The following is a 19,621-nucleotide window of genomic DNA, read 5'->3' as shown; positions in this document are numbered from 1 at the left end:
TATCTTTTATTCCTTTAAAAGTTATTTGGCTTTGACGCTAGTATAAATGACAAATTTATTATTCTTTGCCACAGTATGAACGTTAGTAAAGTGATTCTCAATAGCTTGGGCATAGTTTAAAAAGCTGTTGGCGACAATGAGTAATCGCCCTTGATTCACTAAGTGTGAGTTCGCTTGGGCTAGGAATTCAGCTACAATCCCATAGTCTGTTCTGATACCTGTATGGAACGGTGGATTGGTGATGATATGGGTAAAGTTACCAGCAACATTACTCAAACCATTACTAGCAACTACCTCACCAGATATATTGTTCGCAGCTAATGTTTTTTGTGCGCTGTACAAAGCTAGTGAACTCACATCAGATAAAACTAAACGGACATTTGGATGGCGCATTCCGACAAACGCAGCAATGACACCCGCACCACACGCAAAATCTAAAACATCAGAACCTACGTCTTTGGGTAAGTTTTCTAATAGGAGTTTGGTGCCAGGATCTAAAGCGTCTTGGCTAAACACACTCGGTAATCCACAGACTTCCCACTGGTGTTCACCGAGTTGATAAGTTTGCTGTGTCAGATAATCATCAATATTGAAATGAGGTTTTGTTGCATTGACGGTCCCAACAAATAAACCACAATGTTTTGCAGAATCTACTTTGTTGATATTTTCACAAACTGTTTCTAATTGTTTGGCACAGCTTTTAATACCGGATTTGTTGTGTCCAACTATAAATATTTGTCCGCCTGGTTTTAATACATGTGCTAAGTTTTCTAAAAGCATAAGCAAATGCTTTTTCACTTTCGGCATATATATTATCGCACCATTAAAACTGGTATCCGTAATATGAGTATTAAATTCATGACGAGTGAAATCGGCAGCATAAGCCTCTTCATAAATATCATAAAATTGGTGAAAGCCTTTAATGTTCTCGTCTAATTCATAGAATATCGCGCTATCCATTGGGTTGACTATTACCCAATTGCCTTCGGTAAAATACTCTTTGTTACGCAATAAAACTAAACTTTCAGATGTCATCATAATGATTTGGCCGCAAAAATAATATCCCAAACACCGTGACCTAGTTTCTGTCCGCGTACTTCGAATTTTGTGATAGGTCGATAATCTGGACGAGGCACGTACAAACCATCGGTCGCTGTATTTATAAAGTTGTCTTGGTTTTGCATGACTTCAATCATGTGTTCGGCATAAGGCTCCCAATCTGTAGCCATGTGGAAATGCCCACCTTCGACGAGTTTTTTATGTACGTTTTGGACGAACTCATTTTGGACAATACGGCGTTTGTGGTGACGCTTTTTATGCCAAGGATCAGGGAAATATAGTTGTAAGCGATGCAGGCTTTTATCTGGAATACATTGGGCTAAGACTTCGACTGCGTCATGATCAAATACGCGTAGATTGGTGACACCTGCTTCTTCTGCTTCTGCTAAACATGCACCCACACCAGGTTTGTGTACTTCTATGCCAATGAAGTTCAGTTCTGGAGCGTTTTGCGCCATTTCAACCAAAGATTTGCCCATGCCAAAACCGATTTCTACCACCACGGGATTGGCATTGCCAAATACGGCGGTAAAGTCTAACATCCCCATGTCTGTAGTTAAGCCCATCGTGGCCCAGTTATTTTCAATGGCACGGGTTTGGGCATTCGTTAGACGTCCTTCGCGTTTAACGAAACTTTTTACTTTGGAAATGTAGACGCCAGCGGCGATTGCCTCTTCTTGGCTTTCAAAACGGTTCATGTAAATGCTCTTATTCTCTCAATGGTGCGTATTATCCTGTGTAAAGTGTAGAATGTAAAATAAGAAGTGCGCTAACTAAAAAAAATAATACATCGGGAGTGATCGCCACCTCCCACCGATATTGCTCAGTTGGTTAACCCAAAATATAAAAAGAGAAATGAAAAAAGATGGCTTTTGATTTCGCCCAAGCAGTTTTAACTTGGTTTGATGAACATGGACGCAAAGACTTACCTTGGCAGAAAAATATTAGTAAATATTCGGTATGGATATCGGAAATTATGTTGCAACAAACTCAAGTAAAAACGGTTATCCCTTTTTATGAGAGGTTTATGCTCAGTTTTCCGGATGTAGTTGCACTGGCCAATGCTCCCCAAGAAGATGTGTTACATCATTGGACTGGCTTAGGATACTATGCCAGAGCCCGTAACCTGCACAAAGCCGCGCAACAGATCAGAGATAACCACAAGGGAGTTTTCCCCAGTGAGTTTGCTGATGTACTAGCGCTGCCGGGAATTGGGCGTTCAACAGCAAGTGCTATTTTATCTATTGCACAGCAGCAACGTCTAGCCATTTTAGATGGCAATGTAAAACGGGTTTTGGCACGTTTTTTTGCGGTAGAAGGATGGCCTGGTAATAAAAAAGTAGAAGATGAAATGTGGTTGTTAGCGGAGAGCTTACTGCCCAAAGAACGGATTAATGATTACACTCAGGTTATGATGGATTTGGGGGCAACCTTGTGTACTCGCAGTCGTCCAGCATGTGAGCTGTGTCCAGTTCACACTCACTGCTTGGCTTATGCCCAAGGTAGACAAACAGAACTCCCTCATAAAAAACCTAAAAAAGAGGTACCGCATAAATACGTTACTGTCTTAATTCCTTATTATGCTGGACGTGCCTGGATGAAAAAACGGCTTGGTGAAGGCATATGGGGGGGATTATGGTGGTTTGAAGATGCCCGTTGTTTACAGTTAGAAGCAGAAACTGATAGAGATAAACCTGATGCATCTGAGCCTCTGGCAAATGAATTTTCGCCAGCACCACATCCTTTGAGTGAGGCGGCTAGTGATTTGGGACAAATGACTACAGAATATGGCTCTAGCATAATGCGTTGGATAGCGCAGTGGGGAGCGCAAAGCTTTAAGTGTCATGAGATCGCGACGTTCAAACATACCTTTTCCCATTTTCATTTGCATATAAGCCCTGTCATCATCGAACTAGATACGTTAAAATCTGTGGCAGAAAATACATCTCAAGCTCGTTGGGTAGATATATCTCATCCTGATGCTTTGGGGTATTCGGCACCCGCCAAAATTATTTTGCAACACATGCAAGACTTATAAAAGGAAACACTCATGGCAAGAACAGTCCAATGTGTCAGGTTGAACAAAGAAGCAGATGGTCTTGATTTTCAATTATATCCAGGTGAGTTAGGCAAGCGTATTTTTGATTCTATCTCCAAAGAAGCGTTTGCAGAATGGCAAAAGAAACAAACCATGCTGATCAATGAACACAAACTAAATATGATGGAACCAACAGCTAGAAAATTTTTAGAAGAACAAATGGAAGCATATTTGTTCGAAGGTAAAGAGCCTGATATTGAAGGTTATACTCCTCCAGCAAAATAATTTACTGGCGCAAAGCCCCATAAAACGGCACAAAAAGGCCGTTTTTGTGCATTAACTGACCGAACGACAAATTAATGCATAAAAACGGTTGACACAAATCTCAAAAAAACGTTTAATACGCACCCTCGAAACACAAGTTTCGAATGCCTTTTGCCTCGATAGCTCAGTTGGTAGAGCAGCGGATTGAAAATCCGCGTGTCGGTGGTTCGATCCCGCCTCGAGGCACCATTCTCTTTTAGATTGGTTGCAAAATATTAGTCTAACAAATATTTTTATCAGCTATATATTCAAACAACACCAATATCCTGTTTTACGGAGCCATTCACTGTAGTTTGTTGTCATCCAAAACGTCCTAGTTCGATTCTTAATTTTCAAGTCAAAATTAATGCGTTCCTTTTGCAAAGTAAAAGGCTAGATTTTTATATTAAATGGATTAAGATATTAAAGATTAACAAAAAAGATACCTTGCATAGACGGAGCTGATTATGTTTTTAAAATTATCCATGATAGTCGTAGCAGTTATTACACTAGCTGGATGTGGCTCTACGCTCGAAAGAATTGCGAGTAATGTCTATGACGAGAAAGTTGAACAAAATAAAGTTGCCGAAACTAATGTAGGGATGTATCGCAAAGATGACCATATTATTCTCGGTGCTATTTTAGGGGCAACCATTCAAAATACAGGAGAACTCATTGCATCAGGGGTGCAGAGTGTTTCTAAAGCAAAGCCTGCGTCTTGTGATACTAAAATGTATGGAGAAACTAAAGAAGGTTTTGTTTACTGTTTAAGTCATGCCGAAGCAGAGGCCTTGAAAAAAAGTCAGTAATACTGCTTTCCCTTCTAACAAATCTCTAATGACTAGGTTCTGATTACTAACCAGAACCATTTCACTATAACTAAAACGCTATTAGTCCAAAGTAATGGGCGAATTAAGGTAGATGATTTGCTTTGGCTATAAAACCTTTAATCATCATGCATAAGTTGATTACTTTGTTTTTGGACATATTGCTTGGGTGTTTCACCATATAGTTTTTTGAAGCAAGTACTGAAGTAACTGGGCGATGTGAAACCTGTGTCATAAGCGACGTACGAGATACTTTTATCTTCTTTGAGCAATATAGCTGCTTTACGCAGTCTAAAGTTGCGTAAAAACTCATTGGGTGACAACCCTATCTCTGATTTCAAACGACGTAACAGTTGACGGTCACCGATCCCCACACACTCTGAGAGTTCCTTAACTGAATAATCGGCGTTCATATAGTTTTCTTCTAAAATATCACACAAGCGGTTTATGAAATCAGATGTCTCTACCTCTTTTTCATCAACCAACTCAGGTGAGCTCAAAGCCTTTTGTTTAGATGCCAAACGTTGTTTGCGAGAACTAATGATGTTCAACGCCTTTAAACGAAGTTCTTCATTGTTAAAAGGTTTGCGGATATAGTCAGCAGTCTCTAGCTTCAACCCTTCTACAATATCTTCATGATCTGTTTTGGCGGAGAGTAAGATAATAGGAATATGACTTAACAATGGTTCTTTTTTGAAATTTTTAGTCAGTGTTATACCATCGATTTCTGGCATCATTATGTCTGTGATAATCAGATCAGGATCCAACTCTTGAGCTGTCAAGATCGCATCAGTAGGAGATGATAACAACGTGACCTGAAACGACTTTTTCATTACTAATTCAATATATGTCAAGATCTCTGGGTTATCGTCAATCACCAATACTTTGGGTTTATCATTTTGATCATGTGTGATCGGGATCAGATGTTGTTTCTTTAAATTCGGAAAACTTAGAGTAAAACAACTACCTTCACCAGGACTTGAAACAACAGATATATCCGCATCTATTTTTTTCAGCATCTCAGAGACCATGAACAGGCCAAGCCCTGCACCATCTTTAAACATGTTTTGCGCTTGTTCGGAGCGGTAAAAACGGTCAAAAATCTTGTTAATGTTTGCATGTTCAATACCGATACCAGTGTCTCGAATATGCAGCTTAATCAGATAGCTATCTACTTCTACAGATAAATCAATCCGCCCATTTTTCGGCGTATATTGCAAAGCATTGAGCAATAGATTGGAAATAATAGACTGGATTTCATACAAGCTCGCTTTGACTTCCAAAGTCTCAAATTGGGGGCCTGTGAGCGTAATATTTTTATTTTGTGCAAACGGAATAAACGTTTCCATTTGACTATTTATGGCAAATGACAAGTCTGAGAATGTATCTTCTTTTCCCCTATACCCCAATTGTGTGGAGAGAGATAATTCAAAGATTTTATTGACTAAGAAATTCAACTTTTTGGCATTGCGTGCGACGATTTTTAAGTTCTGTTGTAGTTCTTCTGGAGACACATCGGACTGGCTGAGTTGGTTTATTGGACCAAGAATCAACGTTAGAGGTGTTCTCAACTCATGGGATACCGTTTCGAAAATACTATTTTTTTCTTTTATGGTATGGCTGAGTTTGTTGGCTTGCTCTTGCGCTAATTGGTTTTGTCTATGTAGTTCGGCTGTACGCTGCTTTACAACTTCCTCAAGAGCGGTTTTTTTACCTTGAATACTTTTGGTATTTAACTTGTAGACAAAACTTAAAAGCAACAACACCAACAAAAACACTGCAATGAGGAATCCCGTATCAGAATAGAAAGGGTATGGATTAGTAAAAGTAAATGTATTGCCGTTAGCAAAAGTATTGTCATAACCGCCATCGTTGAAAAACGCAATCGTATTTAAGCCAGCTTTAGGAGTAAAGGTTAATGAAAATCCATCCAAGCGATTAATAGCGCCGTTATTATCCAACGAAATTGACGTGTTAGTATTATTTATAAACGCAGTATCACCAAAGGTAAACTCGATAGAGTTAATAGGCTTTTCAAATTCGATGTTATCGAAATTGTTACGAATAAACGTCTTTTCAGTGCCATCGTTGAATGTGATAAAAAGCTTACTCAAAACAATATTTGCATCAGGCTTGTCGTATTCTTTTGGATAGAGTACGGAAATACCATTTAGACCACTAAATACGTAAGCACCTCTGGAGTTTAAATAGGCAACACCTTGGTTGAAATAATTTCCTTGTAAACCATCTTCTTCAGTAAACCAGGTTACTTTGTCCAGGTGTAAACGATATCGAAAAAGGCCTTGTTTCGTTGTTGACCAATAAGTACCATCTCCCGTAACCAAAGTAGCTTGTATATTAGTGGTTTGAATCGTTTCAGGAACACCGATATTGGTAGTGACTTTGTTGAGTGGATTGAACTGATACACCCCCTGATTTGTTGACAGGATTAAATTACCTTCAGAATTCTCAGTAATATGGTTAACTTTATTAAAAACATCCCCTTGTGAATAGCGATAGTAAGTAAAGACATGTTTGATGGAATCATAAGCATGAATCCCCATAGTTGAGGCTATCCAAACAAATCTTTCTTGACGATAAGCAGTAAAAAAGTTGTTCGTGTGCAAAGGAGCATTGGTCGTTTGATAGTTCGAAAATGTCTGCGTGGATTTATCAAAAATGCTAATGCCATAATTTTGATGGCTTATCAGTGCTTTGTTGTTGCCTAACTCTATCCATTTAACTGTGTCATTAGCGACTAAGCTGGAGTTATTGACGGTAAATGTTTTTTCGACTTTTAGGCTATCGACATTAATTTTGGAAATACCATTTTCATTCAAAACCCATGCGTGCTGGTTATCAATAACCATATCTATCACTTTTATGCCTGCAAGCTCAGGGTTGATTAATATACTTTTCCTGGTATCAGGGTTGTATACTGAAATTCCGTCAGAGTACGCAGCTAGCCAACCTCGGTTGTATTTATCCACTGCAATGGCGGTAACGTCATTACCACTGATGGGGGAGGTGGCTTTTAAAGAGTGTTTTAAATGGTAAATGTTTTTGGTGTAGTCGCGATAATGAGCTAAACCACCTCGATTAGTGCCAATCCAAACATCGTTGTTATGTGATTTAAAAATAACGTTTATTGCATTTGATTGGATTGAGTGTGGATCTGAATTATCAAATTTTAAACGTTTTACCACTTGCTCGTTAGCGATAACATCGATTCCATCTGAGTAATACCCAATCCACAACTGCTCGTCAATAACAGAAATGTCTTTGACTTTGTTGCTAGATAATTTAGATGGCGATTGGGTATTCAAAAATCGTGTTTGGGAAAGGTTTTTATCAAGTTCAAATACACCATTATTTTGGGTACCCACATAGAGTTTTTCGTCCAAGACCGCAAGTGATGTCACAGTGAAATCAAGATTACGGTTGAGTGCTGATTTCTCAACACGAAGAGGGACGATTTCAGTGTTTTGAGAAATTTGCTTGGATAGTACCTTGGAGGCAAAGTAATACAGGCCTTTTTCGCAGCCCAGTAAGATATTTCCTTGATACTCCGAAATGGTGGTAATGGTTTTGAGCTCGAGATCAACAAAATGCGCATTCAGCGTTGCGATATCTATAGTCAGTAACTGATTACCAAGGTTTATAAGTAACGTTTGGGTAGATGTCTCGAACATATTACTAAACGGCAAAGAGTACGCTTTTTTAGGCTCTGGAAAACTAATAAAGCGCCGAAAAACTTGCTTCCTAGGTTCTAATAAGAAAACTTGTTTTTGGCCTAACACCCAAATATTACCTGCAGAATCACTTTGTAAACTACTTATCACTAAGTTTTCAGGAATGCCAAATTGACTGCCAATCGACATAAAATGTTGGCCATCAAAGCGGTACAAACCTTCTTCGGTGAGTAGCCAAAGAAAGTTATCATCATCTTGGGCAATATCAGTGATCGTCGAATCCGCTAGGCCATCAGCAATGGAATAGTTGGAAAAGTGGAGAGAATCTATACTGTGCGCATGGATCCAGGCTGTATTTAAGAACAGCAAAACATATAATAAATACTTCATAGAGGGGCATGTTAGACAATCCCCATGCTATGGTCAATATAGAACAAATCAGTGGCATAGTGCTGAAAAAAAGGTGTTTTTCTTCAAATGTCCAAATTTTACAAAAAGGTCGGATATTTAAAGGGGTGTAGGGCTACCAAATCTGAAACTGAATAGTGAGCTTCAAACTGATGTCGTTTTTTTATAAGTATTTGTCCGATTAGTGAAAGTATTAAAATGAGTATGCAGTATAGTAAATACCGTACTTTCATGTATTTGAATTTACACTCTAACACACGTAAAGGATTGAGCTGAGACAAGGATGTTTCGAACAAGGATTTAGAAAAAGGATTTTCTGTTACAAGGATGTTTTTTTTTACTTTCTCCCTCATTTTCTGACTTGACCTAAGACCAGAGCGAATAAAGTAATCAACTGTAAACCTCTTAGATTTTCATCACGATATAATTTAAAGCAAAAGCGATTATACAGTTCATCAAGATAGTATTCATTTACGAAGTGATACAGAATGCTTAAATTCATGTAATAATACACATAGTTAACAATCTATAATAGAATTGCGAAAAAATGTACGTCAATTCTACATTATTGAGCTGTGTATAAATGCTAAAAATAAAAACATCTCTCCTGGTACTATCAACGCTATGTATATTTCTACATGCATCTACATTAGCGGCTCAACCACGTCCATCTGCACAATACTTGAACCAAGATAAACTGATTATTCCGAACATACAAACTACCGTAGAAATCGATGGTGTACTGGATGAGCCTGTTTGGCAAAAAGCGGGTAAGACTGTTTTAGACAATGTCATGAAACCTTTCAATAATATTCCTGCACCTGATCTCGCTGATGTCTATTATTTTGAAAATGATGACACTTTGTTTGTTGGGTTTGTTGTAGCAGACAAACACCCTGAAAAAATTCGCGCGTCTTATGTCGATCGCGATCAAATTTGGGGGGATGATCTAGTGGGGATAAAGCTCGATACCTTCAATGACGCAAAGCTCGCTTACCAGTTTTTTATCAACCCTTTGGGGATCCAATCTGACGGGATCCAAAACGAGATGACTGGCAACGAAAGTGACAGTTGGAACACAATTTGGGAATCCAAAGGCCAAATCACAGCGAGCGGCTATACTGTAGAAGTAGCTATACCATTAAGTACAATGAACTTTGATGATTCTGATGGTGAAAAGCAATGGGGAGTAGAGTTTGTACGTTTTTTGCCAAGAGAAAATGTACTGCGGATTTCACATTTAGCTTATGATCGAAATAATTCATGTGATCTGTGTCAAATGGGGCAGATAACGGGATTTGCCAATGCACAGCAGGGTAATAATTTAGATATTGTACCGACCTTGGTCGTCGCTAGAGGGGAATCTAGAGACCTCGCACCAACAACCGATTGGGTCACCCAAAATCAAAGCGAATTAGGCTTAGATGTAAAATGGGGCATTACCCCTGATATATCCTTACAAGCCACCTTCAATCCAGATTTTTCCCAAGTCGAAAGTGATGTTGCTCAGGTTTCTGTAAATAATACATTTGCATTGTTTTTCTCAGAAAAAAGACCATTTTTCGTGGAAAATAGCGACTACTTCACATCAAACTATAATCTCGTATACACCCGAAATATCAATGCACCTGATTATGGTTTAAAACTCACAGGCCGCTCTGATAAACATGCTTTAGGTGTATTTTTCGCTAATGATGATTCAACGAATTTTTTGGTTCCTGGCAATTTGGGCTCCTCAATAGCCAGCCTAGAGAGCAAGTCAAATAACTTAGCGTTGAGGTATCGCTATGATGTAACAGACGATATTTCTGTCGGTTGGATTTCTACTATTCGTGAAGCGGATGATTATCACAACTATGTTGCCGGTGTAGATGTTAAATATACTCCTACAGCCAAAGATAATTTACGTATTCAATGGGTACACTCTGATACTGAATACCCAGAATTTTTAGCCGCGGATTTTTGTGATGATACTTGCACTGAAGCTTATCTTAGAACAGATCGCGATGAGGCATTCACTGGTCAGGCATTGCGCATAAATTACAGCCATAACGCCGAAGATTATTTTATGCGAGCGAGTCATTATCGCAATGGCGCTGATTTTCGCGGAGATTTAGGATTTGTCTCTAGGGTCGATAGAAACTCTTCTGTGATTGGTGGCGGCTTGTATTGGTGGAACCAAAACAGCTGGTGGGATCGTATTCGCTTAACAGGTGATTGGGATATCCATCACAATGATGACGGTGAATTACTAGAAAAAGAAATCGAGGCCTATTTAAGTATTCGGGCAAAATACGAAACCTTTGTTGAGATAGGACGAACGAATCGAGTTCGCGTCGGTTTGCGCCAAGATCCATTGGATATTGGGATCGATGGAAACGCACAGCAATTTTCTGAATATCAAAATCGTTTCGTTATCGAAACGAAACCAACGCCTAAACTGGGTTTGTTTCAAATGTTTCGCCAAGGTGATCAGATTGATTTTACCAACAACCGAGTAGGCCAACGCTTGGTTTCAGAATCTACAATTAGTTATAAAATCGGGGCGCACTTAAATTTACGAGCTGGGTATGAATATCGTAAACTCGAGGCAGATGCTGCTGATGTATTTACCGCCAAAATAATCAATGCTCGGGCGACTTACCAGTTTGATAGTCGCCAATTTTTACGTCTGATTATGAGTTGGGCAGAAGTGGAACGCAATCCAGAAAACTACATCGATACGGTGACCGCATACCGCAAAGATTTGGGTTTACAGTTACTTTATTCATACAAAGTCAACCCGTTAACCAAGTTTTTCATTGGTTATTCTGATGCCGCTTATCAAGATGATGAGGTCTTGCGCTTACGCAAAAATGAGCGCTCACTTTTCATGAAGTTCTCTTACGCTTGGTCTCAATAAAAGTGTTGCAACTTTAAGCACTTATCTGTAATATACGCGACCCTTACAGCCACACTATTCATTCCTTGTCTCTATACAGTTGGCTGTACTGTCGAGGCTACAACCGTAAGGAATAATGATGCGTCATTACGAAATCGTATTCATGGTTCACCCTGATCAGAGTGAACAAGTTCCAGCAATGATTGAAAAATATTCTGGGATCTTAACGCAAGAAGGTGGTCAAATTCACCGTCTAGAAGACTGGGGCCGTCGTCAATTGGCATACCCAATCGAAAAATTACACAAAGCACACTACGTTCTAATCAATGCTGAAGCGACTGCTGAAGCGGTTGAAGAATTAGAAACTGCTTTCCGTTTCAACGACATTGTTCTTCGTAACATGGTTATGCGTACTAAAGGTGCGGTAACTGAGCCTTCACCAATGAAGAAAGAAGAACGTCGTGAAGAGCGTCGTGAAAAACCTGAAGCTGCTCCAGTTGAAAAAACTGACGCAGATTCTGCAGATAAAGAATAAGGGGACTGATAATGGCTCGTTTTTTTAGACGTCGTAAGTTTTGCCGTTTCTCTGCTGAAGGTGTTGCAGAAATCGATTATAAAGATACCGCTACTTTAAAGAACTACGTTACCGAAAGCGGTAAGATCGTTCCTAGCCGTATCACTGGTACTTCAGCTAAGTATCAACGTCAGTTAGCATCAGCTATTAAACGCGCGCGTTTCTTAGCATTGTTACCTTACACTGATTCACACAAGTAAGGCGGGATTAAATAATGAATATCATTTTATTAGATAAAGTCGCTAACTTAGGTGGTTTAGGTGATCAGGTTTCTGTGAAAGCTGGTTATGCTCGTAACTTCTTATTCCCACAGGGTAAAGCAGTTCCAGCAACTAAAGACAACGTTGAAAAGTTTGAAGCTCGTCGTGCTGAATTAGAAGCGAAGATTGCTGAAGCATTAAATGCTGCACAAACTCGTGCTGATCAGTTATCTGCATTAGAAACTGTAACTATCGCGGCACCAGCTGGTGACGAAGGTAAATTATTCGGTTCAGTAGGTACTCGTGACATTGCTGACGCAGTAACTGCTGCCGGTGTTGAACTAGCAAAAGCTGAAGTGAAATTACCTACTGGTACTTTACGTGAGCTGGGTGAGTTTGATATCGACGTCCAACTTCATTCTGAAGTAATGACTTCTGTTAAATTAGCGATTGTAGCTGAAGCTTAATCTCTAAATTATACGAATCTAAAAAAACACCGCATTGCGGTGTTTTTTTTTGCTTTTTTTCCGATACCATTTAAACCTTTCTCATTTTCTTTACGACTAAGTTTATAAGAATTCAACCATTAACAAATGTATGGAAACATCTATGGCGTATGTAGCAGAAGATACCTCTTTGCAGGCTCAGTTAGAAACGGAGTTGGCATTGGTGCATGCTACGCAGCAAGGTGATATTCAAGCATACCAACAACTGTATTCTATGCATGTGAACAAGGTATATAGCTTGGCATATCGTCTCACTGGTGAACATGGTATGGCGGAGGATGCGACCCAAGAAGTATTTATACAGCTGTGGCAAAAAATCGGTGGATTTGCAGGTAACAGCCGTTTTTCTACATGGTTATACAGTGTGGCAAGTAATGTGACGATTACTTATATGCGCAAGCAAAAATCTTGGTTACAACAGGTTTTTAGCCAAGAAACCGTTGTGGTCCCAGAGCCTAGCACCCAAGATAGCACAGTGAATTTAGATCAGTTAATTATTAAGTTACCAGAACAAGCCCGTATTGTGTTTGTATTGCATGCGCTTGAAGGGCGTGGGCATGAAGATATTGCAACGACATTAAACATTGCTAGTGGTACGAGCAAAGCGCAGTTTCACCGAGCGAAAACATTGTTACAGGAGTGGATGAATGATGCTGAATAACACATCCCAAAATACATCAAAAAATCCAGAAGAAGACGATAAATTAAATGAAATGGTGATTAATTTACCCGAATATGCACCAAAACGAGATTTATGGATAGGTATTGAGCAAAGCTTAGTACAGGCAGTGCCCACGCCAACTAATCAAAGAGGGTTGTATGCTATAGCCGCAAGTATTTGTTTAGTTGCGATCTTAGGTTTTTTAGCAACAACACAGCACGTGTGGTTACAAACCGATGACCACAAAGCTGGTTTAGCGTTAGTCGATGCATTGTCAGCACAGCATGCCCAGACCAAAACAACACTGCTAGTCAAATATAACGATGTGGAGCCGGTAGCGGCGAATTGGCAGGCGCAACTAAATGAGTTAGATAGTGCAGCAGAAGCTGTAAAAAAGGCATTAAAAGCAGATCCAAATAACCGAGCGTTATTAAAAATGCTCCAGTATATCTACCAACAACAGATTGACGTCATAGAGAAATCTCATGCGACGACAACATGGCAACAGATTTAACAGAGGTGAATATGAACAAGATCCAACAACTACTCAAAGTGACCATACTTGGTTTGACAGTCTTAACACTGACTCAATCTGCGTTTGCTCAAGAAAGAGTGGCACAGACCATTAGTACTTCCCAACAACCGTGGATTAAAATTACACATATCAACGGTGATATCGAAGTGAAAACTTGGGCAAACGCTGAAGTAAAAGTGACGGGAACATTAGGCGAGAATACTGAGGAGTTTATTTTTAAAGGGGATGATAAACGTGTGACTATCGAAGTTAAAGCCAAGAAAAATAAAGGTTGGTTTAATTGGGATAGAAGTTATGACGAAACAGCTAATGATGATTTGGTAATTTTGGTACCAGTAGGTAGTGAGATTAATTACGACTCTATCAATGGTAATTTAGCAGTTGCCGGGACTTCTGGTGGCGTTGATGTGGATGTAATTAACGGCAAAATTGAAGTCGAGGATGCTTCAGGACGGATGCGGATCAACACAGTAAATGGACCGATTAGGATGGATAACACGACTGGTGAGTTAGATTTAGGCACAGTGAACGGCTCCATCAAAGTCCAGCATAATTCATCTGATGATGTGAATTTAGAAACGGTTAACGGTGATATTAAACTGACTTCACAAGCCTTAGATGTCAATGTTGAAACGGTTAATGGTGATATTAAACTGGCGTTAGGAGAGGTAGAACGGTTAAATATCGACACGGTGAATAGCAAAGTCGCAGTTACCCTCGCTTTATTGGCAAACGGTAAAATAGATGCTACCAGCGTCGATGCCAATATGCATTTTACATTCACAAATGATGTGGCAGCCCGTTTTGAGTTGGAAGGACATGCTGGTGGGAAATTTAGCAATAATTTAACTGATGATCAGACTGAAAAAGCGAAATATGGACCAGGTCGTTGGTTAAATTTTACCACTCACAACGGTTCAGCTAAAGTAAGCATTGAGACGGTGAGTGGTAGAGTGACACTCGACAAACAATAAACAGTTACTCGTTTTGCGATGAAGATCGTTGATCAATATTAAAAAAAAGGGATAATGATTGTCCCTTTTTGATCAGCAGAATGACTTGAGCTACCTATGCAAAATGACGGCATGCAAAATAACAGCAAGCAGAAAAATAACAATAGGCAAAATAACGCACAAGATGAAGTTGATCGCTTAAAAATACCCCCACACTCAATAGAAGCAGAACAATCTGTCATTGGTTCTATGCTGATCGAGCCAGATACCTGGGATAAGGTAGCAGAAATCGTCATAGAGTCGGATTTTTATAATCGTTCTCACCAGGTTATTTACCGCGCCATCCTCAAATTATTAGCGCAAAATCAACCGGTAGATGTCATTACGGTTTCGGAACTCCTCGAGCAAAATGATGAATTAGGAGACGCTGGCGGTTTTGCTTATCTTGCTGACCTAGCCAAGAATACTCCTAGCGCAGCAAACGTTGTTTCGTATGCCAAAATCATCAAAGAACGGGCTATAACACGTGAATTAATTGGCGTTGCACATGATATTGCAGAAATCAGTTACTATCCTGAAGGACGTGATTCTACCGATATTTTAGATTTTGCAGAGAGCAAGGTATTTGAGATCGCAGAAAAGCGTACCGGCGAAAATGAGGGACCAAAGAACATCGAATCTGTTTTGGGGAAAACGATTGACCGTCTGGATGCATTGGTAAAAGACGGCAGGGAAGTTACTGGTGTGTCATCTGGTTTTATTGATTTAGACAAAAAGACCTCAGGCTTACAACCATCAGACTTAATTATTGTCGCAGCTCGTCCTTCTATGGGTAAAACAACGTTTGCGATGAATTTAGCTGAAAATGCGATGATGCTTGAAGAAAAACCAGTCCTGGTATTTAGCTTGGAGATGCCGGCTGAACAGATCATGATGCGTATGTTGGCTTCTTTAAGTCGTGTCGATCAAACTAAGATTAGAACCGCTCAACTAGATGACGAAGATTGGGCGCGTATTTCTAACACCATGGCTATGCTCAAAGATAAAGACAATTTGTTTGTCGATGATTCTTCTGGTTTGACACCCATGGATGTCCGTTCTCGAGCAAGAAAACTCGCTCGAGAACGCGGTGGTATCAGTATGATTATGATTGATTACCTGCAACTAATGCGTGTCCCTTCGTTAAGTGATAACCGTACTTTGGAAATTGCTGAGATATCTCGCTCCTTGAAGGCGCTAGCCAAGGAGTTACAAGTGCCCGTTATCGCACTTTCCCAGCTGAATCGTAGCTTGGAACAACGTGCCGACAAGCGTCCAGTAAACTCAGATCTACGTGAATCTGGCTCTATCGAGCAGGATGCTGATTTGATTATGTTTATTTATCGTGATGAGGTATATAACGAAAGCTCCGATGAAAAAGGTATCGCAGAAATTATTATTGGTAAGCAAAGGAACGGGCCCATAGGTACCTGTCGTTTGGCGTTCCAAGGCCAGTTTTCTCGATTTGATAATTATGCAGGCCCTGCGGTTTCAGATGAATACTAAAGGTCTCTGAACCCTTCTGAGATGCTCTATATTATTTAGCAGATATCTTATAGTGGATATTTTATAACAGAACACGCCCAACAAAAAAGGCAACCACCAATGGGTTGCCTTTTTTGTTGGTCTTTTAGGTCCGCTTTAAACAGCTAAAACGGACCTAAAAGCAGTGTTACATTTTCACTTGTACCTTAGCTGTAACACGACCTTCAATGCGACGGTTAACTTTATGCGCAGCCGCTGTATTTGCTGTATCTTTCAAGCGTGTCTCGCCATAACCTACAGCTGAAATACGGCTTGCGTCTACCCCATATTTTTCAATTAATAGGTTTTTCACGGCGATTGCACGTTTTTCAGAAAGCATCAAGTTGTAGTCAGCATCACCTACGGCAGAAGTATGACCTTCGATAACCCCTTTAGCATTGGTATAACGCTTCATGAATTCAGCAAATTCCGCGTATTTTGCATCATCTGGGTTAGCTACAACGGATGAGTTATTGGCAAATAATGCTTCTAAATCAACAGAGAACTCTTTTTGTGTCATCATGCTACAGCCAGAGGTGTTCACTTTATCGCCTTTGGGTGTATTAGGACATTTGTCAGCTCGGTTAGTTATACCGTCCATATCATCATCCTGCAATGCACAACCCATAGCATCAACCTTTGCATTACGTGCAGAATTAGGGCACTTATCTAAGCTGTTTAGCACACCGTCATTATCTGAATCATTGGCACAACCCATGCTGTCTACACTCGTTCCTCGAGGCGTACTTAGGCATTTGTCCACAGCATCCATAACACCATCACCATCGCTATCTTGCATGGTTGGAGCGGTAGCGCCGAATTTCATAACAAAACCTAGCTTCAAAGTGAAATCATCAGCGTCGTTGCTAAAATCATGGTGTGTCGCAATTTCTGTTACAAAATCAACCACTTCATTGATTTCCCAGTATTTACCAAGACCTAAGCCTACTGAGCGGTAATCTTCTTCCATATCGTACAATGGGTTAGTGTGACGAAGACCTGTAAATGCGTATGTACCATTCTCATCTAATGCATATAAAACGTCTAATGCAACGTGATTTGCTTTGATGTCATCAACTGGCGCTAAATCATATAATTCTGATTCAGTTTTCATCATGTCGATACGAGCAGACCATTTATTGTTGATAAATATACCGGCTTCTAGACCAAGTCCAAGACCTTCATCATAGAAGTTCATATCGTTAGGGCGGTCTGAGTCAGCGTTGAACTTTAAAACAGAGCCACCAACCCAATATTTGTGTTTAGGTGCATCGTGGTCATGTGCCAGAGTATTCGCGCTGAGTAATGAACTAGCAGTAATCAGTGCTAAGAGGGATTTGTTAAATGTTTTCATGTGTTAACATCCTAGTATTGTGTATTCCTGGTAGGAATTGTAGTCTATTTTTTTAAAAGCAAATATAAATTTATGTAAAACCAGTTCCAAGAGTTTTTTAACTAGGCTTGAACACTTAACTGTTTATTTGTTGAAACAGATTTCGATGTAAGCTTTGCCACTTTCGGCCTGGAATGGCATGATAATCCGAGGTCCATCAACTTGATGATTTATCGTATGATTCTTGCCAGTAATAATAGCTGGAGTGGCCATATTAAATTCATGACCTTTTTCTGAGAGGTTCTTTTTTGCTCCACCACAAATCATATTAGTGATTTCGCCGACCATATCAGCAACCTCTTCATTCAGTTCTGATACTTTTTCCCCTAACATCTTTTCCATAATATGTAGAGCGAGCTTTTCTTCAAAAGTAATAGACAAAGAACCTTGCATGGACGGACCAACCATACCGATAACCCCAGAGATATCGCCACGGGAGAATTGATCCCCTTTGAGTTGGGGTTTACCCGGTTGGAGTTCAGTTTGGGCCATCATCGAAGTCACATTTTTCAATGCAGTGATGAAAGGGTTAATAAATTCAACATTCATAACAGCGCGTTCCTTGCAGTTTTAGTATGTTAACAGCATTTGGTACAGATACCGTGTGCCTCAATTGTTTGTTGTTTTACCGTAAAGCCCAGTGTTTCCGCTTGGGCCGATAGCGCATCGTGTATCGCTGTCGATTGGATTTCTGCTACATCCCCACATGTATCACAAATCAAAAACTGTACAGGGTGAGCACAGCCAAAATGATGACAAGCAACATACATGTTGGTCGATTCCAGCTTATGAATAAGACCAAAATCGAGTAAAAAATCTAACGACCGGTAAATGGTTGCTGGCTTTGCAGAGTCATTGCTTTTGCGTAACATATCCAACAAATCATAAGCACCTACCGGCGCATCTTCTGCGACTAAAATTCGATAAACTTCTTCACGCAGAGGGGTAAATCTCGCGCCGTTGTTTTCGCAATGTGCTTTGGCTTTTTCTATTATTGTTTTCATAACACTACTAGTATATCGGCAAAACGTGCATAATTTAAAGAATAAACTACTTTTATCTTCTAGTTATAGACAAATCGTCAGCGAATTGAATATAAAATTAAAGTTCCATAAATCAAATACTACATATTGAACCAGATACCCTATCAGAAGGATTGCATATGCCGCCAAAGACAGTACCTACACATATGATCAAAAAGTGTATTGTTTTTTCACAAAATCAAGTGGTCGTGCATAACGATGACCAAGATATTTTCAAACTTCCGCAATGGCAAATGTTACAAGATCATCCTGAATTATCCGCTTATCAAGATCAAATCGTTACCATAGCTGTCGCACCTGATTATCACGTGAATATGATTGATTTACGTCAGGCCACCTTTGATGATGCAGATTATGTATCTGCAGGCTTGCGGGATATCTTAATGGGTAGCGCCGATATAAATTTTGAGTATATCGCTAAGGCTTGGCAGTATGCATTGTTTTTAAGAACACATCAGTTTTGTGGTCAATGTGGTGCCAAGATGCGTCAAGTCGGCTGGGAAATGGCTCGCCACTGTGACGTTTGTCAGCATCGTGTGTATCCGCGGGTTTCCCCTTGTATTATTGTTGCAATTCGACACGAAGATAAAATATTACTCGCCCAAGGTAACCGCCATACATCGACGAATTTGTATTCCACACTGGCTGGGTTTGTAGAAAGTGGAGAGTCCCTCGAGCAAGCAGTGCATCGAGAAGTGATGGAAGAAGTCGGGGTACAATTAAAAAATATTGAGTATTTTGATTCTCAGCCTTGGCCTTTTCCTCACTCGCTAATGATGGGATTTGTTGCCGAGTATGCTGGAGGTGACATCAAGGTCGATGGTAAGGAAATTTTAGATGCACAGTGGTTTCATTATAATGCGTTACCGAATATTCCTTCTAAGATCTCGATCGCGGGACGCTTAATCGAGCATACCCAAAAGCTAATTACAGGCAGCTAAACATGTCAAAAATGCCAACAACTTTAGTAATCAGTGCAAAAATA

18 protein-coding genes and 1 tRNA gene are annotated in these 19,621 nt (G+C 39.9%); 13 read left to right on the top strand and 6 right to left on the bottom strand.

Annotated elements, in window-relative coordinates; translation table 11 throughout:
• Positions 1–21: 21 nt before the first annotated feature.
• Together NLF92_RS04470 and trmB are read right to left on the bottom strand one after the other, a co-directional pair.
• Positions 22–1,038, bottom strand: coding sequence for a methyltransferase (locus NLF92_RS04470; protein WP_254099303.1), 1,017 nt, complete (start codon positions 1,036–1,038; stop codon positions 22–24).
• Entirely contained in the window at positions 1,035–1,757 is a 723-nt protein-coding gene (gene trmB, locus NLF92_RS04465) for a tRNA (guanosine(46)-N7)-methyltransferase TrmB (RefSeq protein ID WP_254099300.1), read from the bottom strand. Before trmB ends, NLF92_RS04470 begins: the two co-directional genes overlap by 4 nt.
• 167 nt (positions 1,758–1,924) lie before the next feature.
• Here trmB and mutY point away from each other — a divergent pair, with 167 nt between their 5' ends.
• The 4 genes from mutY to NLF92_RS04445 all read left to right on the top strand — a co-directional run bounded on the left by mutY (position 1,925) and on the right by NLF92_RS04445 (position 4,209).
• Positions 1,925–3,097, top strand: a complete 1,173-nt coding sequence (mutY, locus tag NLF92_RS04460; RefSeq protein ID WP_254099298.1) for an A/G-specific adenine glycosylase — start codon at positions 1,925–1,927, stop codon at positions 3,095–3,097.
• Positions 3,098–3,109: 12 nt separating this feature from the next.
• Positions 3,110–3,382: an oxidative damage protection protein gene (locus NLF92_RS04455; protein WP_254099296.1), complete on the top strand. Its 273-nt coding sequence runs from the start codon at positions 3,110–3,112 to the stop codon at positions 3,380–3,382.
• A gap of 152 nt (positions 3,383–3,534) precedes the next feature.
• Positions 3,535–3,610: transfer RNA gene (locus NLF92_RS04450), tRNA-Phe, on the top strand.
• A 257-nt stretch (positions 3,611–3,867) separates the two neighbouring features.
• A complete protein-coding gene (locus tag NLF92_RS04445) occupies positions 3,868–4,209 on the top strand; it encodes a hypothetical protein (RefSeq protein WP_254099295.1) in 342 nt (113 codons plus the stop codon).
• Between the two features lie 137 nt (positions 4,210–4,346).
• Here NLF92_RS04445 and NLF92_RS04440 read toward each other — a convergent pair whose 3' ends face one another.
• On the bottom strand, positions 4,347–8,309 hold the full coding sequence (locus NLF92_RS04440; RefSeq protein ID WP_254099293.1) for a hybrid sensor histidine kinase/response regulator transcription factor: 3,963 nt from the start codon (positions 8,307–8,309) through the stop codon (positions 4,347–4,349).
• A 601-nt stretch (positions 8,310–8,910) separates the two neighbouring features.
• Between NLF92_RS04440 and NLF92_RS04435 the strand changes: the two genes are divergently transcribed.
• The 8 genes from NLF92_RS04435 to dnaB all read left to right on the top strand — a co-directional run bounded on the left by NLF92_RS04435 (position 8,911) and on the right by dnaB (position 16,182).
• Positions 8,911–11,229 carry a carbohydrate binding family 9 domain-containing protein gene (locus NLF92_RS04435; RefSeq protein WP_254099291.1) on the top strand — a complete coding sequence of 773 codons (2,319 nt, stop codon included), beginning with the start codon at positions 8,911–8,913 and terminating at the stop codon, positions 11,227–11,229.
• A gap of 118 nt (positions 11,230–11,347) precedes the next feature.
• Complete coding sequence (rpsF, locus tag NLF92_RS04430; RefSeq protein ID WP_254099289.1) at positions 11,348–11,743, top strand: 30S ribosomal protein S6; 396 nt, start codon at positions 11,348–11,350, stop codon at positions 11,741–11,743.
• 11 nt (positions 11,744–11,754) lie between these two features.
• On the top strand, positions 11,755–11,982 hold the full coding sequence (gene rpsR, locus NLF92_RS04425; protein ID WP_254099287.1) for a 30S ribosomal protein S18: 228 nt from the start codon (positions 11,755–11,757) through the stop codon (positions 11,980–11,982).
• 14 nt (positions 11,983–11,996) lie between these two features.
• Positions 11,997–12,449, top strand: coding sequence for a 50S ribosomal protein L9 (gene rplI, locus NLF92_RS04420; RefSeq protein ID WP_254099285.1), 453 nt, complete (start codon positions 11,997–11,999; stop codon positions 12,447–12,449).
• Positions 12,450–12,591: 142 nt separating this feature from the next.
• Positions 12,592–13,149, top strand: a complete 558-nt coding sequence (locus NLF92_RS04415) for an RNA polymerase sigma factor (RefSeq protein ID WP_254099283.1) — start codon at positions 12,592–12,594, stop codon at positions 13,147–13,149.
• Positions 13,136–13,663, top strand: a complete 528-nt coding sequence (locus NLF92_RS04410) for a hypothetical protein (protein ID WP_254099281.1) — start codon at positions 13,136–13,138, stop codon at positions 13,661–13,663. The genes NLF92_RS04415 and NLF92_RS04410 overlap by 14 nt, the downstream gene beginning before the upstream one ends.
• Entirely contained in the window at positions 13,648–14,658 is a 1,011-nt protein-coding gene (locus tag NLF92_RS04405) for a DUF4097 family beta strand repeat-containing protein (RefSeq protein WP_254099279.1), read from the top strand. Before NLF92_RS04410 ends, NLF92_RS04405 begins: the two co-directional genes overlap by 16 nt.
• A 111-nt stretch (positions 14,659–14,769) precedes the next feature.
• Positions 14,770–16,182 (top strand): replicative DNA helicase, encoded by a 1,413-nt coding sequence (dnaB, locus tag NLF92_RS04400; RefSeq protein WP_254099394.1) that lies wholly within the window; start codon positions 14,770–14,772, stop codon positions 16,180–16,182.
• Between the two features lie 166 nt (positions 16,183–16,348).
• On the opposite strand, the gene NLF92_RS04395 is transcribed toward dnaB, so the two are convergent.
• The 3 genes from NLF92_RS04395 to NLF92_RS04385 all read right to left on the bottom strand — a co-directional run bounded on the left by NLF92_RS04395 (position 16,349) and on the right by NLF92_RS04385 (position 18,597).
• Positions 16,349–17,554: an OmpA family protein gene (locus tag NLF92_RS04395; protein WP_254099277.1), complete on the bottom strand. Its 1,206-nt coding sequence runs from the start codon at positions 17,552–17,554 to the stop codon at positions 16,349–16,351.
• 123 nt (positions 17,555–17,677) lie between these two features.
• On the bottom strand, positions 17,678–18,142 hold the full coding sequence (locus tag NLF92_RS04390; protein WP_254099276.1) for a chemotaxis protein CheX: 465 nt from the start codon (positions 18,140–18,142) through the stop codon (positions 17,678–17,680).
• Between the two features lie 29 nt (positions 18,143–18,171).
• Positions 18,172–18,597 carry a transcriptional repressor gene (locus NLF92_RS04385; RefSeq protein ID WP_254099274.1) on the bottom strand — a complete coding sequence of 142 codons (426 nt, stop codon included), beginning with the start codon at positions 18,595–18,597 and terminating at the stop codon, positions 18,172–18,174.
• 158 nt (positions 18,598–18,755) lie between these two features.
• Between NLF92_RS04385 and nudC the strand changes: the two genes are divergently transcribed.
• Complete coding sequence (gene nudC / locus NLF92_RS04380; RefSeq protein WP_254099272.1) at positions 18,756–19,577, top strand: NAD(+) diphosphatase; 822 nt, start codon at positions 18,756–18,758, stop codon at positions 19,575–19,577.
• Positions 19,578–19,621 lie beyond the last annotated feature (44 nt).

It is taken from the genome of Opacimonas viscosa, assembly GCF_024199005.1.
Classification (GTDB): Bacteria; Pseudomonadota; Gammaproteobacteria; order Enterobacterales; family Alteromonadaceae; genus Opacimonas; species Opacimonas viscosa.
The sequence above is the reverse complement of the archived record's forward strand: the minus strand, read 5'-3'. Positions and strand labels throughout refer to the sequence as shown.